The sequence below is a fragment of the Colwellia sp. MB02u-6 genome, from assembly GCF_014077095.1.
GTDB lineage: Bacteria > Pseudomonadota > Gammaproteobacteria > Enterobacterales > Alteromonadaceae > Cognaticolwellia.
This window is the reverse complement of sequence record NZ_JACGVG010000029.1, coordinates 199,152-217,102: the sequence shown is the minus strand read 5'-3', so window position 1 is coordinate 217,102 and position 17,951 is coordinate 199,152. Positions and strand designations below refer to the sequence as shown.

15 protein-coding genes and 1 pseudogene are annotated in these 17,951 nt (G+C 35.1%); 7 read left to right on the top strand and 9 right to left on the bottom strand.

Annotation, left to right across the window (positions count from 1 at the left end):
- Window positions 1-565: 565 nt before the first annotated feature.
- From H4J46_RS07255 to H4J46_RS07235, 5 genes are all read right to left on the bottom strand, one after another.
- Window positions 566-883 carry a GNAT family N-acetyltransferase gene (locus H4J46_RS07255; protein WP_182232852.1) on the bottom strand — a complete coding sequence of 106 codons (318 nt, stop codon included), beginning with the start codon at window positions 881-883 and terminating at the stop codon, window positions 566-568.
- A gap of 106 nt (window positions 884-989) precedes the next feature.
- The gene (locus tag H4J46_RS07250; protein WP_182232851.1) at window positions 990-1,661 is read right to left on the bottom strand and encodes an RDD family protein; all 672 of its coding nucleotides are present in this window, start codon (window positions 1,659-1,661) and stop codon (window positions 990-992) included.
- A gap of 488 nt (window positions 1,662-2,149) precedes the next feature.
- A complete protein-coding gene (locus H4J46_RS07245; RefSeq protein WP_182232850.1) occupies window positions 2,150-2,665 on the bottom strand; it encodes a sel1 repeat family protein in 516 nt (171 codons plus the stop codon).
- Between the two features lie 139 nt (window positions 2,666-2,804).
- A complete protein-coding gene (locus H4J46_RS07240) occupies window positions 2,805-3,263 on the bottom strand; it encodes a GNAT family N-acetyltransferase (protein ID WP_124012294.1) in 459 nt (152 codons plus the stop codon).
- Between the two features lie 115 nt (window positions 3,264-3,378).
- On the bottom strand, window positions 3,379-3,708 hold the full coding sequence (locus H4J46_RS07235; RefSeq protein ID WP_182232849.1) for a hypothetical protein: 330 nt from the start codon (window positions 3,706-3,708) through the stop codon (window positions 3,379-3,381).
- 552 nt (window positions 3,709-4,260) lie between these two features.
- Here H4J46_RS07235 and H4J46_RS07230 point away from each other — a divergent pair.
- A complete protein-coding gene (locus H4J46_RS07230) occupies window positions 4,261-4,545 on the top strand; it encodes a hypothetical protein (RefSeq protein ID WP_182232848.1) in 285 nt (94 codons plus the stop codon).
- A 203-nt stretch (window positions 4,546-4,748) separates the two neighbouring features.
- On the opposite strand, the gene H4J46_RS07225 is transcribed toward H4J46_RS07230, so the two are convergent.
- Window positions 4,749-4,985, bottom strand: a complete 237-nt coding sequence (locus tag H4J46_RS07225) for a hypothetical protein (RefSeq protein WP_182232847.1) — start codon at window positions 4,983-4,985, stop codon at window positions 4,749-4,751.
- Between the two features lie 359 nt (window positions 4,986-5,344).
- Between H4J46_RS07225 and H4J46_RS07220 the strand changes: the two genes are divergently transcribed.
- The 3 genes from H4J46_RS07220 (at window position 5,345) to H4J46_RS07210 (ending at window position 10,739) form a co-directional block, all read left to right on the top strand.
- Complete coding sequence (locus tag H4J46_RS07220; protein WP_182232846.1) at window positions 5,345-6,304, top strand: integron integrase; 960 nt, start codon at window positions 5,345-5,347, stop codon at window positions 6,302-6,304.
- Window positions 6,305-6,630: 326 nt separating this feature from the next.
- A complete protein-coding gene (locus H4J46_RS07215; RefSeq protein WP_182232845.1) occupies window positions 6,631-6,924 on the top strand; it encodes a hypothetical protein in 294 nt (97 codons plus the stop codon).
- Window positions 6,925-8,264: 1,340 nt separating this feature from the next.
- Complete coding sequence (locus H4J46_RS07210; protein ID WP_182232844.1) at window positions 8,265-10,739, top strand: TonB-dependent siderophore receptor; 2,475 nt, start codon at window positions 8,265-8,267, stop codon at window positions 10,737-10,739.
- 193 nt (window positions 10,740-10,932) lie between these two features.
- Here H4J46_RS07210 and H4J46_RS07205 read toward each other — a convergent pair whose 3' ends face one another.
- A complete protein-coding gene (locus H4J46_RS07205; protein WP_182232843.1) occupies window positions 10,933-11,823 on the bottom strand; it encodes a MurR/RpiR family transcriptional regulator in 891 nt (296 codons plus the stop codon).
- A gap of 248 nt (window positions 11,824-12,071) precedes the next feature.
- On the opposite strand from H4J46_RS07205, the gene H4J46_RS07200 reads away from it, so the two are divergent.
- Window positions 12,072-13,343 carry a pyridoxal phosphate-dependent aminotransferase gene (locus tag H4J46_RS07200; RefSeq protein WP_182232842.1) on the top strand — a complete coding sequence of 424 codons (1,272 nt, stop codon included), beginning with the start codon at window positions 12,072-12,074 and terminating at the stop codon, window positions 13,341-13,343.
- Window positions 13,344-13,690: 347 nt separating this feature from the next.
- Here the strand turns inward: H4J46_RS07200 and H4J46_RS07195 are convergent.
- Window positions 13,691-14,185, bottom strand: a pseudogene (locus H4J46_RS07195) (IS3 family transposase); the annotation flags it as partial.
- A 765-nt stretch (window positions 14,186-14,950) separates the two neighbouring features.
- On the opposite strand from H4J46_RS07195, the gene H4J46_RS07190 reads away from it, so the two are divergent.
- Window positions 14,951-15,934, top strand: coding sequence for a tyrosine-type recombinase/integrase (locus H4J46_RS07190; RefSeq protein ID WP_182232841.1), 984 nt, complete (start codon window positions 14,951-14,953; stop codon window positions 15,932-15,934).
- 456 nt (window positions 15,935-16,390) lie between these two features.
- Here the strand turns inward: H4J46_RS07190 and H4J46_RS17155 are convergent, their stop codons facing one another.
- A complete protein-coding gene (locus tag H4J46_RS17155; protein ID WP_259365721.1) occupies window positions 16,391-16,522 on the bottom strand; it encodes a hypothetical protein in 132 nt (43 codons plus the stop codon).
- 828 nt (window positions 16,523-17,350) lie between these two features.
- On the opposite strand from H4J46_RS17155, the gene H4J46_RS07185 reads away from it, so the two are divergent.
- Complete coding sequence (locus H4J46_RS07185; RefSeq protein ID WP_182232840.1) at window positions 17,351-17,884, top strand: hypothetical protein; 534 nt, start codon at window positions 17,351-17,353, stop codon at window positions 17,882-17,884.
- The last annotated feature ends 67 nt before the right edge of the window (window positions 17,885-17,951 follow it).

Below are 17,951 nucleotides of genomic sequence, written 5' to 3'. Positions count from 1 at the left end.
AATAAAAAATATAAAGCATGGATATTCATAAATATCGGCTTCGCTACGCGAAGCCTTATAAAGAGCTGATATAAACCCTCAATAATGAAAACTTACAATAATTAGTTTTCACACAGGCTGGGCTAACAGTTGATCTAAAGAACAAACAAGAGCTAACGTCACCAAAGCCACTTTGAAGTAATACCTATTCAACTATGTGACTGTCGGCAATGGTGGCCTTGTTGCCAGTCGATAAAAGTACAATATTTAGAAGTGAGGTTAGTGTCTCCTGCAAGCTCATAGCTGCCGTTGGTGTTTCGTATCTGAACATTCACTTTTGCTACATTCGAGACATTAGCTTTTAAAGACACTTAATACTTCAGATTAGGTTTTGTATCAATAACCTCCAAATAACAGGCTAAGTAATAGTTGGCTAAAATGTGTAGCGGAGCAAAACCGAGAAAACTGTTAGCAGTCCCGCTTGAAATTTTTGTTATGTGCTTTTGACTAGCACCGATGTCTTTCTTGAACCAGAAGTACGTTTCTGTGGGTCATAAAAGGTATCAACAATTTGAAAGTATGCTTTTCACATCATACCTGCTAATGCTAAATTTTCTTCGTAGCGTTCAATATATACTTTTTCACATTGTCCTTTGTGAGCCAGCTCAATTGCCTTTTTTAATAACGTGCTTCCAATCCCTTTACCACTATAATTTATGTTAACTACCAAATCATTAATGTATGCCATTGTTGATAAATCAGAGTATTGACTAAGTTTTGAAGGACATGCTTCTTTAAAAATTAAAATAGCGAACCCATTAATTTCATTATCTTCAGCTAAAACAGCAAGCGCCTTTCCATCGCGTATTAGCTGAAACTGTAGATTAATGCTTTCATGTTCCACCTCTATCTGGCAAATAACGCCTTATTAAGAGGCTGAAAATAGTTGGCTAAAATTAGCGTCGAAGGAGCAAAAGCCAATTTTTTTTGTCCTTTTAAACGACTTATAGTTATGTACGAACTACGACTGTCTTCCCAATATAATCATGAACAGCACGTCGTTTATCGTTAAATAGCATAGTAACAAACTCAGATATTCCCCAAACCATAGCTAGAATACCAAAGCCGATAACTGCATAAGATAAACCCTCAGAGATAACGCCGGACATTTCTAATGATGTTGCTACGATTAAGATAATTAAAACCCATGAAATATTTAAAGCTAAGTTAACTGACTCTCTGCGGAGTGCCTGTTTAACATTGATCTCAGTCTCTGTGTCATGATTAAGGACTTTAACATCCATAAACATCTTTCCGAGCGTTTGACCAAAATAACCGTGCATGAAAATAGCATAGATTGCGAATTGAACACCATTTAAGGCTTGAAGGAATTTATCTTGCGTACTGTATTCAACACCAAAGATCAAACATTCGATATACAATATTATTGCGAATACAATTCCATCGATTGTAGCAGCCCAAAAACGAGGCCAAAATGTTGAATATTTATTTACTTCTTGCTGCTTTTCTATTTCTTCTTTTATGTCAGGATCTTTCATTTTATTTGAAAGAGCTAACTCTATATCTTTAGCTCTTTGAGGATATTGTTCTTTGTCGATATGATTTTTAACATCTAAAAGCTCATCTAGTGTGTAGTTATTATAATTAGGACTAGAATCCATGTGCTTAACTCTCCTTGAGTACATAACACCTCAATAAGAGGCTAAAAATTGTTTGCCAATAAAGTTCGGTACAAACAACAACAAACTATTTTTAGTCCTGCTTTATTGACTTGTAGGTATTACTACACAACGACATCATAAGTACATTTTGGACATTTAGTTACGTCTTGATTTATCAACTCCTTACATGATGAACATTTAATTCGATTACCTTTTGTAAAAAGAGCAATAATGATCCCTAACGGACCCAAAAGACAACCAACAATGAATCCCGAAACACCTTCACCTTTTTTAGAGTCAATTAATAAGCAGATAATACTGCATAAAATCATTGAGATAAATAATATCACGTTCAGTAAAACTCCTTGTTTGAAGGTGAATTAAATTAACACCTAACGCCCAAATAACAGGCTAAGTAATGGTTAGCTAACATATGAAACGAAGTGGAACGCAGCCAACTTTTACGTGTCCTTGTTAGGCTATGACAGTTATTCAACTACATCAACAGGATATATGATACCAAACCCATCATATTTATGGCATTTTATATCAACTCGTCTATATGCATTAATAGCTTTTGTACAGGTTACATCTTGGCTGATTAAGCCATAACGTTTGATATATTCTTCAACGATCACATCTATTTCCTTCTTTTCTTTATTCGATGCCGTCGTATAAAATGTATTGTATTGCTCTGTCCATTCTTTGACATTTGCTTCTTTAGCAACTCCCAACCAGCCCATCCCTAGCAAAGTTGATTGTTGGACGTAATTCCCTTTTAGGAACATAAAAGCTAAAGCGTACTGAGAGCCTTTATACCCCCATGCAGCAGGTTCTTTAAGCAAGTTAAATGCTTTTTCGTAATTACCTTTCTCGTATTGCTTAATTCCATTTATCTCTTTCATTTCCAAAAAGACCGTACTTTTCCTTTCGATATCAGTTGAATTACATGAAGTTAAGAATATAGAAATAAACATTACGAATGCTAAAGTTTTGATATGCATTTAAACTCCATTGATGCAGTGAACACGCTAGTAGCCTAACGCCTCACTAAGAGGCAAATAATAGTTGGTTAAAATAAGCGACGAAGGAGCAAAAACCAACTGTTATTTGTCCTTTTGAGTGACTTGTTAACTTCCGTATTCATGACTGTAACAACATTGTATGAAAAATTATACCGTCTGTATTTTGTTGAACCGAATCAAGGCGGAAACCGAAACGCTCATAAACAGGAATAGCCATAGTTGAAGACTTTACCCAGTAATTTCCATTACCTCCTTGAGCTATACAGATTTCATTTGCTGCTGACCACAATTGTTTAGCGATATTTAACTTTCTAGAAGTAGGGTCAACAAAAAGCTGACTTAACTTTTCTTTTTTGAAAATTGCTATTATTCCGACAATTTTGTATTCCTTGATAAAACATAACATCAAATAGTTTTTATTTTGGATGCGTGCTTTTATAGCTTTCAATTCAAGGCTTTCTTTAAAGTGTACAACACCTTCTTTATTAAAGTCAGAGTTGGTTTCTGGTTCAGCGGCGCTCAGGATTAGAGATCGAATTCCTACTGCATCATTAATTGTAGCTTTCCGTATACTCATTCTATCCCTAGGAAGTTAACGCCCAAATAACAGGCTAAGTAATAGTTGGCTAAAATTGTGTAGCGAAGCGAAACGTAGCCAACTGTTACGTGTCCTTGTTGATTTTCTTGTTATGTTACGATATATAAGGATCAATGAGGAGTTTCAAAAACCACGCGATTGTAATTGCAGAAACTGAAATAAAGATCATCCCGATTGGCTTTTTATACCAATCAGTTGTGGTGTCAACTTTACTGTTGTGTTCCTCTAAAAAAGCGTCACCATCCATACTTATCGAAGGTTCAATAAACGCCTCATAAGATTTATTGCTAACATCAATTGCGTTAACAAGACCCTTATTGTGTAGCTCTATGAAAACAGCAATATCAATACTTGAATCATTATCAATTCTACTGATATCTGGGTTTTCTTTTAGCTGATTTAGTGCGCAAATATATTTATTCATAATCCTAGTAACATAACGCCCACTTAAGGGGCAAAATATAGTTGGCTAAAATAGGTGAACGGAGTGAACAAAACAGCCAAATTTATTTTGTCCCTCTTTAAGTTCTTGTTATAAGTACATTACACCACTACAGTTTTGACTTTTCTAATGGCACGTACTTATTGTGAAAATATGAAGTTAAAACCAAACTTAATATAAACAAAATAATAACGATATTAACGCTAAAAAAATTAGAACCAAACAGAATTATTAACAAAGACGGTAATGTTAAAAAGATTGATTTAAATGGAACAGTGATCGGTTTATCACAGCTAGAACATTTATGGCTAACGATTGGACTGATTATTAACTTTCTAATAAAGCTAACTGACTCTTCATTGCAATGTGGACATCTGAATTTATTCACCGAACCTCCGTGTACTTATAACGCCTCGTTAAGAGGCAAATAATATGTTGGCTAAAATAGCGACGCAGGAGCAAAAGCCAACTGTTATTTGTCCTGCTTTAACAACTTGTTATGTAACATTAAATACAAATATACAAGGTTAAATTATGACAAACAAAACAGAACTAGCAATGATTTTCGCTATTTGCTTTTTAGTTGGCTTATTAGTAACTATCCCGTGGGTAAATATGCCGCCAAGTAAAAAGTCAATGCACTACCAACAACAGCGCCAATTAATGTGCCAAGTACTCCAAGTAGTGCAGCAAAACGCGAAGAATTTACCTGAGCAACAATTAAGCGCCGCTGCCATTCATGTTCCGCCATTCTGTATCGCGGATCTTGAGACTCAAAACCAGATTGCCAAAAAGCCAGATCCGAATCACTCATTTTAGATAAGGATTTGCTTGTGATACGCTGCATTTTATCTTTCAAAATACCGCGCGATAATTGCTCTAACTCTTTCTCAGGGTACATAGTTCGATTTGTTATATAACGCCCAATTAGCAGGCTAAAAATAGTGGGCTAAAATGTAAGCAAAGCGAAACAGCCCGCTTTTTTTAGTCCTTGTTGAATTGCTTGTTATATTTTTAATTACTCAGGCTGTCTTGCTTTTTTGCTTAAACCATTTGGTGATACTTTTAAGCATATTATCAAAAGTATATATGCAAACTGAAAACAGAACTAAGATTGCAAATGAAAATTTATCGAATGAAAAAACATTCGCTTTTGTTGCATCTATACCAGAAAGCTCAAGTAACGCTATTGATAAAGATATTGAGATTAAATATTTTATAAATATCCAATAAATACTTTCAGTTTTAGACTTATCCATATTTAAAACTCCTTAATTTGATAAAAATATAACAGCTTATTATGGAGACTTCTTAGTAATGTCCGTTCCATAATTTTTATTAATTATCACTTAATATTCCACAATTTCAATAAATTAGAAAGATTAATTTAGCCAAAACTTATTGTGTTCGGATATTACTGAGAAGTCTCAGTAATATCCTGTCAACACAAAAATCTAAAACACGTTTGTATTCAGCAAGATAACTTGAAATTTTAATGATGTATCAGGGTTTTGGTCATTTACTGAGACTTCTCAGTAATATCCATTTGATAAAATATTTGATCTTTATTTAATTGAAACCTATAACTGTATATAAATACAGCTACAGGTTGGTAATAATGTCTACATCGCCTTTTCTTGAAAGTATCCGTAATATCCTTCGTACAAAACATTACAGTATACAAACTGAAAAAACGTATTTGCTTTGGATTAAACGCTTCATTCTTTTTAACCAAAAGCGACACCCCAAAGATATGGGCGAGCAAGAAGTAAGTAATTATCTCACTTACTTAGCTGTTGATAGGCAAGTAACGTCTTCAACCCAAAACTTAGCGTTATGCTCAATTGTTTTCATGTACAAGCATGTATTCAAAAGAGAACTAACCCTCTTATCTGATACGGTTAGGGCTAAAGCGCCAACTAGGGTGCCAATGGTATTATCAAATCAAGAGGCTACTGCGATTATCAAAGAGTTAAAGTCTCCGTACCACCTCATGTTCAGCTTGTTATACGGGTGTGGATTAAGAAAAGCTGAACTATTGAGATTGCGTATAAAAGATATCGATTTTGACGGTAATTCAATTTACGTTTTTAGGGGAAAAGGGGCTAAAGACAGAATGACCTTATTGCCTAAAATACTCATAGAGCCACTCAAGACCCAAATAGACAAAGTCGAAGACTTGCATAGTAAAGATTTAGCTGAAGGAGAAGGTAAAACGAGTTTGCCTTCAGGATTATCACGCAAATACCCAAAAGCAATTACTCAGTTTAAGTGGCAATACTTATTTCCCTCAACCGTAAGATGTAAGCATCCAACGGATGGTTATTTTTGTCGTCATCACTTACATTGGACCTCATTAACCAAAGCTCTGAGATCTGCCGTAGTGAAAACTGAAATAAGAAAGCATGTCACAGCACATACTTTCAGACACAGTTTTGCGACTCAGTTGCTGTTAAATGGAGCTGATATTAGAACGGTACAAGAATTACTTGGCCATATAGATTTGAAGACTACTCAAATCTATACTCATGTGATTGGCCAGCATTCATCAGGGACCCTTAGCCCCATTGATAGATAACTTAACCATTAGAAAAAGTATCTCTTTTTTATTTTGCTGATGTCCTCATTTAGCATTAACTATTTGATAACGAATAACCGCTGTGGTGGCTTTATTACCAGTCGAGAGGGCACTGGTTAATAAATGAAATCAGTGTCTCCTGCAAGTTCAAAGCGGTCTAAAATCACAAGTAATAATCACTATAATTAATGGTAACTAAGATACGCTAGCTGTCATTTCAATATCTATTTTAAACTTCTATCGTTTTCTAACTTTTTTGTTCCAACTATAGGCTACAATGTACCTTGTTAATTTAGTGCCTATTGAGTAAGTCATAAAGTATGAAAATGAGTAAAATCTGCCACCGTTTGAACAATAAGTTATTGGCTGTATTAGACCAAATCAATGAAGAGGCAAAGCAAGTCGATGGTTTTAGTCATATAAGTCACACTGTTCAGTTCGATTGCTTCCCTGCCAGTTTATTAGTGCACTGCCATTTTAGTGAAGCACAAAAGCTACGTGTTGCACAGAGCAGTCATGCTGAAACCAAATTACAAAAGCAGTTGCATAAATTACTTTTTAAAAAAGGAATCGTGTTAAAAAACCCTAAAATGAATTTAAAACTGCAAGGTCCGGCTTAGAATCAAACAGACTATATTTCACAAGTTGTGTAATAAATATTTAGCTAGATGGATAATACTCTAATACTCACTGACCAGATGTCAACAAAGCTACGAAAGCGGTCAGACACTTTTGAATTATTAACGATCACTTTCTGCGCAAAGCGGAAATTAGCAACTCGTTAATCCTAACATCCGCTTCGTGCACAAAGTTAGCCTTAGCAGTTTTATGATGAACGACCGCTTTGGTGTTTTTCAGACTGTCAGTCTTAATCAAAACCTATAAAGCCAAGGTAATAGTTCAAGTTTGAGCTAATACAATTTATATGCAGGCACGATACTATGATTCAATATCCGTATATTTCTTTTCTTAAAACATCAAAATCACATATAAATTACAATATCTACCATCTTCTTGGTGCGCAAAGAAGAAGTAAGGGTTTGAAATTTTTATTGCTTGTTGATGTCAACTGTACACACGTTAGTTGACCTAAGCAGCTCAACAGTTGACTTCAAAATATTCGGGGCAGTGGACGTTGACGTTGACGGAATGGTTTTTGAAGCTCATTCATGACCACAAAAGCAAAATACAGTTATAAACCGAAAACAAAATCTATGTTTCCTAAAGCAAAGTGATTTTCTACCAACAATAATTGACAATTAGCCATGGAAGGGTCATCGCCTTTTGAGAGTTCTATACACTCATTAGCATATTTGATGGACGCATCAATTTTACCAAGCTCAAGAGATACGGAGCCTAATTAAGCTTTTATGATGGGTAAAATTTTTATCCTCATGAGGACAGGTTTATAACTCTTGCAGTATACTCTCTGCTGCCAAATAACTTCCTTGAGCAGAATATATAATAGCAGTATATTTTTTAGTCATATAAAGCAGGTCGTTCTGTGATTTTTCATTAATGTGGTTGAGTAGGTCCATTTAACGCTAAGAATGCAGTTGGTAGATAGAAGGTGAAAATATATTTTCATTTACCCTTAGCTAGTTGCATTCTTTTAAATTAATGCTCAATCTAGGCTATGGTAAAGATAAGTGTTTTTTTATAAGTGCTTAACCTCTAACCATCGAATTAATACTCGCATTTTTTTAATAATTGAGACAACAACTGAGTTAGTTAATAAACATAGTGTAGAGTTAATAAACATAGTGTAGAGTCGATCAGTCACTTTCTTTTTCTGAATAGTTAGATAAATTAGGTATTGTAAAAGCTCTAATTTGAACGCAAAAGATACCTATATTAAAAAAGGCATTAACTAGTATCATTAATTGAATGTTTATTTTTTGCTTAAAAACGACATATTAGATGATATTAATAATTATAAAAAACGTTAAAAGAGATAATTATGATAAACAAAAAACGCACTTTCAAACTAGCATTATTGCCATTGATTATCGGTTCTGCTAGTCATACAGCAATGGCTTATGCTGCAGAAGAAGTAAAAAAAGACGATGTTGAACAAATTTCAATAATCGGTTCTCGTAGCATGAAACAACGATCAGTTGCAGACTCACCTGTACCTGTGGATTTAATTTCATCAAAAGATTTAAATGCTGTTGGCGGCACTGCAGATATGACAGATAACTTGAAGGCATTAATTCCAAGTTATACAGCTTCGCCAGCAACGGGTGATGGTAGTGCCTTTGTAAGACCAACTTCGCTTCGTGGTACATCATCGGATCAAACTTTAGTGCTAGTTGATGGCAAAAGGCGCCATCGTTCAGCATTAGTACAATTTTTTGCACCTGCCGCAGGTAATGGTGCTCATGCTCCTGACGTAGGAATGATCCCAGCAATTGCATTAAAACGCGTTGAAGTTCTTCGTGATGGAGCAGCATCGCAATATGGTTCTGATGCTATTGCCGGTGTTATTAACTTTGTTACCAAAGATGCTTCAGAAGGCGGTGCTGTTGAACTTCAGTACGGCCAGCATTATGACGGTGAGTCAAATATTAAATTGGCTGTTAACAAAGGTTTAGCAATTGGTGAAGATGGCTTTGCAAATATAAGTTTAGAGTATGTTGATAATGATGCTTTATCGCGTGGTGTAATTCGCGCTGACGCACAAGAGTTGCTAAATAATGGAGTTAAAGGCGTAGGTGCGGATTCGCCATTTGGTGATGCGCCATTTACACAAACATGGGGACGTCCTGAGACTTCAGCATTGCGTATGTTTTTAAATACTGGTGTGGAGCTTGATGGCAATAAAGAGCTTTATGGTCGTTTCAGCTATGCCGATACATCAGGCCGTTATAGATTTTTCTATCGTAACCCAGCAATTCCTTCAATAGGTAAAAGTGCAAACTCAGCTATTTCTGCATTAGAGGAGCTAGGCTATACTGGCAACATTGCACAAGTTGGTTTTACTCCTTATCTTGATGGTGAACAAACAGATTATAGTGCGATTATTGGGTTAAAAGGAGAACTTGAGAATGATACTTCTTACGATTTCAGTATCAGTAAGGGTTCAAACGAATTAAATTATTTCTTAAATAACAGTATTAATCCTGGCTTAGGATTAACCACTGATTTAGAGATTCCTCAAATGAATTTTAATACCGGTGGTTATAAACAAGAAGAGATCAACATAAATGCTGACTTCTCTCTTCCTGTTGGCGATAACTTTAATGTTGCGTACGGTGCTGAATGGCGAGAAGAAACTTACACTAGTATCGCAGGTGAGTTAAATTCATATTCTGATGCAGACGGTCAACCTAATGGTGGCGTGAGTGGTATGCGCGGTATTGAAGCTAAAAGTGCCGGTTCTTTTTCCCGTGATAACTATTCAGTATATGTTGATGTAGAACATGATGTTACTGATGAATTATTGATGCAATATGCATTACGCTATGAAGATTTTTCTGATTTTGGTAGCACAGCCAACTGGAAGATCGCGGGTAATTACAGTGTTACTGATGATGTATCGTTACGCGCAGCCGTTTCAACAGGTTTTCATGCGCCAACGCCAGGTCAAGCGAATGTAAGTACTACTATTACAACATTTGATGGCGTCACAGGTGCCCAAGTTGAAGAAGGCTTGATCCCTGCAACATCAGCTTTAGCTATTGAGCTTGGAGGACAAAAACTAAAAGAAGAAACCTCAACTAACTACAGTTTTGGCATTTCATCTAATTTAGGTGACAACACTAACCTAACGCTTGATTTTTATAAAATAGAAGTAGACGACCGCATTTACCGCACGGGTAATATTGCCGTTGACGACCCTCGATTTGGCTCAGTATCTTTTTATACTAATGTACTCGATGTTGAACATTCAGGTATCGATTTAGTTGTTTCAAGCACATTTGATTGGAGTAACTCTATTTCTACAGACATTGCATTTGCTTATGGTTATAACAAAATTGATGTTGTTAATGTTCGAGAAGTTAATGGTAACGCACCTGTTTCAGAATCTACTATTGAAGATATTGAAAATAACTTTCCTAACTCACGCTTTGTATTAACAACAAATACTGCAATAGCTGATGATTGGAACTTAATGGTACGTGCTAACTATTATGGCTCACATTTCGATGAACGTGGCACTATCTCAGGATCAGATGATGGAAGTGGTGGAATTTCTTCAGGTAGTCAAAGTGCTGAAATTGATTCAATTATTTATCTTGATGCAGAATTAAGTTACCAAGTAAGCGATGCAATGATTGTTAAGCTAGGCGCTTCTAACATCCTTGATTCATTTATTGGTGAAATTGATGCACCGAATGCTAACCGTCAAAGTGTTGGTCTTCAATACCCGCGTAGAAGTGCAGCAAATTATGAAGGTGGTAGCTGGTACTTAGGTCTTTCTTATGCTTTTTAAATTATAAGTATATGACAAAAGAGCTGTTGCACTTTGTGTAGCAGCTCTTTTTTTATGTGTGATGAATTATAGCCGCTGAAAATTCTTTAGTAATAATCAGCCCTTTATATATCTTCAACACTTTCAAAAAACATATTGAATATACATTGTCATCATTTGGGTTTATACCAATATGGCTATTTAGTTTCTGTACTTATGTTGCTTCATTTAAATGACTTAAAAGAACCTCATGCCTTTGTAAGTTATTTACTGCTACTTGCCCTAATTGTGTTGCAGTCAAACATAACAAACCCTCAATAATAAACGTACTTGTCACCGTGCTATTTGTATAAAACTGTCCTTCCGTCGGAATTTGAAGAGCAACAGCTGCATACTCCATAAAAGGAGATAATTTAGAATCAGTTATAGCCAGAATCTGACAACCCTGCTGATGTGCAAGCGTGGCAATTTTTACCGTTATATTTGAATAGGGTGATGAGCCAATAACAACTAATAAATCTTCTTTTTTTAATTGCCCAAGTGCAATCGCTACACCATGGTCTGCTTGTACCAGCATTTGAACATTAGGCCTTATTAATGCTAAACCATACCTCAAAACGTTGGCGATAGCTGACGATTGTCTATGACCAAAAATAAAAATTCTATGTTTCTTTGCAAGCAAGGAGCTGGCTAATACCAGCTCAGCTTCATGGGTATTTTCAATACAGCGCTCTATACTATTTTTAATTATTGTTAATTGTTGTGTTAGCAACTCTTTTGCGGAAGTTGACTTATTATCAAGAAGCCGTTTGACTCGATCGCTATAAAAATCATTAGGTAACTTACTTTTTTGTTTGAATATAATTTTAAATTTATTAAAGCCCTGAAAACCCAATAATTTAGATAAGCGCGTAATTGATGCCGGACTTAATAAGGCCCATTTAGACAATTCAACGATGTTACTGGTTGCAACCATTTCAGGATTATTAATCATCAGTTCCAAGCCATGTAATATTTTTCTACCTATTGGTAGTTCTAAATCACCTTGACGGAGTAAAATAACGATTTGACGAAGCTCTTCAAAGTTACTTGGTGGAAAATTCATCTATTACGATCCTCTTACAATTATCTACTTTTGTTGAGTAAAGTTCATTTGAAGTTCATGAAATAAGATTAAATGATCGATTTTAAAACTTTTCAAATAAAGCCTTTCAGAGACAAAAAAGCCATTTAAAACAAGAAAATGAAAATATATTTTTATTTTGTTATTCCCATTGTTTTCATCAATAAATTAGCTAAATTAAGTTCATACCTAATTAAACATTTTTTGAAACCATATAGGCTCAGACTACCATGAAAACATTTACACCAGTTAGTCAATACTTAAGAAAAAATAAGCATTCAGAAACATTACATGTCAATCAACTATCACTTTCTAGAGCGGAAAATTATCAACCTGTTTTCAAATTTGGCTTTGGTCAAAGTCCCTTCCCAGTTCCTTTAGAAATTACAAAAGAATTGGCTAATGCCGCCTACAGAAAAGAATATATGAGTGTTCAAGGGCATGTGCCGCTTAGAGAGGCTATCGCTAACTTCCATAAAGAAAAAGAAGGGAAAAATTGGAAATCTGAAAATATAATTGTTGGCTCTGGAAGTAAAATCTTATTGTTTTGTGTCATGGCTGCATATGAACAGGCAGAGATATTACTGCCTGCTCCTAGTTGGGTTTCATATGAACCACAAGGACAACTCGCTGGCCATAAAGTAAGCTGGCTAACAACAACGTTTACTGAAAAATGGCATATTACGCCTGAGCAATTGGATCAACATTGTGCTCAGCGTGAAAATCCAGACATTCCTTTGATTTTAGTCCTTAACTACCCAAGTAACCCAACGGGCCAAACTTATAATACTGAGCAGTTAATTGCACTTGCTCAAGTCATGAGAAAACATAATGTTATTGTTATTGCTGACGAAATTTATAGCCTGTTGAGTTACGAAAAAAATTACAGTTCCATTGCCGATTTTTACCCAGAAGGGAGTATTGTCTCATCGGGTATTTCTAAGTGGTGTGGTGCTGGAGGTTGGCGCTTAGGTTTTATGCATATTCCCCCAGAGCTTGAAAATTTACTTTCGACGGTTATTGGTGTCGCTTCTGAGACTTATTCATGTGCACCAAGCCCAATTCAAATTGCCGCAACAAAAGCTTACGCTATCTCTAGTAAGACAGACATTTTCTTATCTAAGCAGATTGAGCTGCTATCTGAAATTAGTCTTTTCTGTACAAAAAGATTGCATGAAATTGGTGTGAAAGTTCATGCTGCAGAAGGTGGTTTTTACCTGTTCCCTGACTTTTCAGTTTTCGCTAACAAAATGAAAGAGCGAGGCATTGAAACCAGTGAGCAACTCACTTCTGTATTAATGGAAGAAACGGGAGTTGCACTTTTGCCTGGTAGCGCTTTTGGTATGCCAGCTGATAGCTTAACTACCCGATTGGCATTTGTTGATTTTGATGGTTCTCAGATACTTTTTGATGATAAAAAAGAACTCGAATATGCGAAAGTAAAAGAAGGTATGTTGTTGCTTTGTAATTGGTTCTTGTCTTTAAACTCTAATACGATATAAAGTTATGTATTTGGCGGGTAGTATTACAGCCCCTAAAAATTGCTTCATCAATGAATAACTAGCGTCACAAAAAGGATGTTTTGACCAATAAAATTATTAAACTACTTAGCAGGCTCATGAATTTGATAATTAACAATCAACAAAGTAACTTGCAATAGTCTACCCTAGCCAAACCGTCTCATGATTACTGATGTAGTTGTACTTAACGTTCAGCGTTATTATTGATAAACCTATAAGTAAATTTAATTAAGAATAACGCAGAGAATAGGGCGCTATGTAGACAATTCGACAAATACTGTAGTAGAAATAAAGGCTGTGACCTGGTCAAGTAAATTCAGTTACCTTAATTAAGCTACTTTATCTAACTCATTAATTTTCAATTCAAAATCGTTAGGGCTTTGATACCCTAAGTAAGAGGGTAGTCGGTTACTGTTGTACCACATGGTTATGTAATTCATTATATCTTGTTGCGCTTCATAGCGTGTTTCATAATTTCTCCAATGAACACGCTCTTACTTTAGGCTACCAAAGAAACTTTCAGCAACGGCATTATCTCAACGGCAGCCTTTTTTACTCATACTGCAAATAAAGCCATTGTTATTAAGTAATTTCTGGTACTGGTGGCTTGCATATTGAACACCTTGATCGGAATAAACAATAAGTCCTTTCTTAGGACTTATTTGCCAAATAGCCATTATTAACACATCACAAACAAGCTGCGCTTTCATTCTCCAACCCATACTCCAGCCAACAACTTTGCGAGCGTATAAGTCGATAAAAACTGCTAAATAGAGCCAACCTTCAGCTGTCCAAATATAAGTGATATCAGCAACAAACACTTTAGTCGTTTCGAACTTTAACTATGCCACTACAATTACCCAAACATCATTAGTATATAAATACTGCTTAAAGCCACTTTCTTGAAGATAGCACTCCAGTACATACGTCAAATATTTCCCTCTTAAAAATCTCTTCTCCAATAAAGTTAAAAAAATAATAAATTATCATTTTCTTATAAGGCAAATTTTTCTGTATGAAGTAGTGCGCTGTTTGAATTTTAGTGTATGAGAATTCACGACACATGAAAGTAAAAATGTTACTGTAGTAAATAGTTATTTGCCACAGTAACTGCCGTTTTTACGAGTGTGTAGCGGATAGTTGTTCAATTTAAGTATTATTTCTTAATTTTTAGTAAACACTAGTGTCACCGTGGTTTAATTGTCTATATATTGCTAATATTGAAAAAAATTAAATACACATTGAATTTGAAGACGCTCAAAAAATAGGATCGGCAGTGTTGTTGGCCAAGTTGGTCAGTGATAGATTTATCGAATCTGTAAAGTCGTATATTAGTCACATCCCCATTCCTATAAATATAAAAATACCGCAAGCGAATTTTATTTGGTACTCGTGGTCTTTAGTGCGAATTATTGCGGGGGTTATATAATGCTATTTAACTTTCGCTTGGATATAATTCGGAATTTATGACGTTATGTGAATTTTACGCCCAAGCAATGCAAATTCCCACAAGACGATAAGTGGCATTGTTGCGCAAATAAAGATTGACCCCATACTAGATTTACAACAATAAAGTTATTCAGGAATATATGTTAAGTACAAAAATGATTACTCCTAAAACACAGGGGAGGGGCAAAAGCTATATCTATGCAATTGATAATAATCGAGATCCAGTAGTTATGTATTTAAAAAGTCTTGGTTCCATAAATAGCCAGTCTACAATATTAAAGGCACTTTTCTCTTTTTCAAAATGGTACTTAGGAAAACCTAAAATTTCTCCACAAGAGATTAAGTGGTCTACTGTTGAATATTCCGACATTGTAGATTATCAACGACATCTTTCAATCGGACGAAAACTACAGCCTGCTACGGTCAATCTTTATATCAATGCTGTAAAAGGCGTGCTCAACAAAGCAATGAAAATCAGTAAAGTTGAACCGATCAACAAGGTGACAAGAGAAACATACGATGAAATTGGTGAAATAAAAAACGCCAAAGGAAAACGCCTTACAAAAGCTAGAGCTGTATCCGCTGAAGATCAACATAGCTTGTTTAATATAATTGATAACTCAACAGTAGGGGTGCGTGATAAAACAATATTATATCTGTTCTTAAAATGCGGATTAAGGCTAAATGAATTGTGTGATTTACAATACCCTCGTGATGTTGATGTTATTAATAAGGTATTAACACCCATTGGAAAGGGTGATAAAGAGCGCGAAATCCCACTCGGCACAGAAGCATTTGCCTGCTTAATTAAATGGATCAGAGAAGTCAGAGGCGAGTATAAAGGGTATTTTGTTTGTCGCGTTTGGCGGTCAGGCGAGTTAAAAGAAAATGAACCTTTATCACATTCAGGGGTGAGATATATTTTACAGAAGTGCATTAAAATAGCACTCGTACAGACCTTTAGTCCACACGATTTACGACGGACTTTTGGGACAGATTTGTTAAGAAAAGGGGTAGATATATTTTTGGTTCAAGAACTTCTTGGGCATTCAAATCCTGCCACTACAAAACGATATGATATGCGAAATATGGTAGATAAAAGAAAGGCTATTGAAACAATTTAAAATTTTTCACACAAGCTACTAACTATATCAAGGCGCCCATAAGCAGTATGTTAACTATCTGCAGCAAGCGCTTTATTGGTCTATATTTTTTTATTCACATAAAAAATCAGACTGGTCTCATTTTATTATTTTTTAAAGGGGTACAGCCAGTATTGTTCTCTAATAGACGAATACGGTGTCGTGACACGAAAGAACTCCAATCGATGTTTAATGGTTGTATCAGGATGGTCTTGTAAATATAGCTACTTTTGTTCAACTCTATTTTTTTACATTTATTCTAATAAGTGAGCCTTTAGGAATAGCTCCTTCAGGATGGCTTAGATTAGCAATACCAAACGTATTATTTAGTATAAGAGATAACAACTAATGCTTCAGCTGTTTGGTCTAAAATATTAGCTAATATTCTATCTAAAAAACTTGATGTTGAACCATCACTGTTAGGTAAGGGACTTGATGCTAGCTCTGTAATGATTCCGTTAGTTTTCTGCTTTCTTCTACAGTCATGAATTTTTTAAAACCCAGCAATATTAGTGCTAACTCTTTATCTTGAGATTCAGGCTGATCTAACCAAGATACCCAATTTGACATTTAACTCAAACATGCATGCTTAAACAGAAACATTAAGTTTGAAGTTTCTGGTGGAGTTAATAAGGTTCTCCACATATCTTGTGTTGTTCGAATTTGAATGTTTTTTGCAAAAAGAGTATTTAGAATGTGTTCGCTTTTTGTTAGATTGCACAGCGCTACGATCCCCTCTGACTTAATCATTTTTCTATGGGCAGATTCACCACTACTTAGATATACAGGGTAAGTACTTAGGGTAGCTGACAGGACTTTTAAAAAATGTGATAAACGTTGCTTGTTGGATTTTTAATTATGTTTTTCAATGTTTGAGTTGGGAATTCCTTTAACCCGAAGTTCGCACTCTATTTGCTCTGGTAACTTAGCACCATAGTGAGAATAGTAATGTATGCGTTCACTACATTCTTCAAATTTACGGGAACATTTATATGTAGGCACGATAGTATGATCAATTCTTCGTATATTTCTTTTCTTAAAACATCAAAAACTACATATAAATTACAACATCTACCGTCTTCTTGGTATGCAAATCAGAAATCAACTTAAAAATTTTCCATATTTTTTTAATGAATCATAAGAATAATATTACTGGAAATACCTAGTAATAACATTAAAATACAATAGCTTAGAGTAGGTTGGTTGAAAGTAAAGATAATAATAAAGCATCTTATTTTGGATATTACTGAGACTTCTCAGTAATATCCTGACATACAAAGTTTTTGCATAACTTAGTCTTTCTAATTTGTTGAAATTGTGGGATATTAAGTGATAATTAATCAAAATTATGGAGCAGACACTACTAATAAGTCTCCATAATAAGCTGTTAGGTTTACCATGGATAGGTTCATTTTCATCACATTACTCTTTGTTGTAATCTCTGGTTGCTCATCAAAAGTAGGTTTAGCTCAATACGCTAATCCTGACGAACTATTTATTGATATTCATGGGGAAATTGAAAATCCTCTCATTTATGAAATCAAGGTTGAGTACAGAACACACTCACAAATAAACCAATGCACTAATTATCATATAGCACTAGGAAAAGACGTTGCTCAACAATATGAAGTCAATTATCAACCGACAATTATTGATGAATCACATTCGATTAAAGTACCTTTAAAAGAGTTGGATCCTTCTACCATTTGTAAATGGAAACCCGTAATGGCTTTTGTTTGCATAGGTTCTTCAACTAAAGAGCCTATAAGTTGTACTAGCGTTTTCTCGTTTAGAGGCATTCACGATATTGATCCGATTACCACTTTGGAATGTTCTGAAAATCGCTTTTGTTTTGACAGTAAAAGTAATTTACGGTCAGGTGCTATTAATGAGTTTAATAAAAAGTATCAACTGGACTTGGTATTAAAGTAAACCTAACAAGGGTTTTCAAGTCGGACAAATTACAGTTGGCTTTTTGTTCGTGCCTCACTTATTTTTG

Bases quoted from the DNA above. Each gene is read 5' to 3' on its own strand.
- H4J46_RS07250 (WP_182232851.1), bottom strand. From the start codon at position 1,661: ATGGATTCTAGTCCTAATTATAATAACTACACACTAGATGAGCTTTTA.
- H4J46_RS07245 (WP_182232850.1), bottom strand. From the start codon at position 2,665: ATGCATATCAAAACTTTAGCATTCGTAATGTTTATTTCTATATTCTTA.
- H4J46_RS07240 (WP_124012294.1), bottom strand. From the start codon at position 3,263: ATGAGTATACGGAAAGCTACAATTAATGATGCAGTAGGAATTCGATCT.
- H4J46_RS07235 (WP_182232849.1), bottom strand. From the start codon at position 3,708: ATGAATAAATATATTTGCGCACTAAATCAGCTAAAAGAAAACCCAGAT.
- H4J46_RS07230 (WP_182232848.1), top strand. From the start codon at position 4,261: ATGACAAACAAAACAGAACTAGCAATGATTTTCGCTATTTGCTTTTTA.
- H4J46_RS07225 (WP_182232847.1), bottom strand. From the start codon at position 4,985: ATGGATAAGTCTAAAACTGAAAGTATTTATTGGATATTTATAAAATAT.
- H4J46_RS07220 (WP_182232846.1), top strand. From the start codon at position 5,345: ATGTCTACATCGCCTTTTCTTGAAAGTATCCGTAATATCCTTCGTACA.
- H4J46_RS07215 (WP_182232845.1), top strand. From the start codon at position 6,631: ATGAGTAAAATCTGCCACCGTTTGAACAATAAGTTATTGGCTGTATTA.
- H4J46_RS07210 (WP_182232844.1), top strand. From the start codon at position 8,265: ATGATAAACAAAAAACGCACTTTCAAACTAGCATTATTGCCATTGATT.
- H4J46_RS07205 (WP_182232843.1), bottom strand. From the start codon at position 11,823: ATGAATTTTCCACCAAGTAACTTTGAAGAGCTTCGTCAAATCGTTATT.
- H4J46_RS07200 (WP_182232842.1), top strand. From the start codon at position 12,072: ATGAAAACATTTACACCAGTTAGTCAATACTTAAGAAAAAATAAGCAT.
- H4J46_RS07190 (WP_182232841.1), top strand. From the start codon at position 14,951: ATGTTAAGTACAAAAATGATTACTCCTAAAACACAGGGGAGGGGCAAA.
- H4J46_RS17155 (WP_259365721.1), bottom strand. From the start codon at position 16,522: ATGTCAAATTGGGTATCTTGGTTAGATCAGCCTGAATCTCAAGATAAA.
- H4J46_RS07185 (WP_182232840.1), top strand. From the start codon at position 17,351: ATGGATAGGTTCATTTTCATCACATTACTCTTTGTTGTAATCTCTGGT.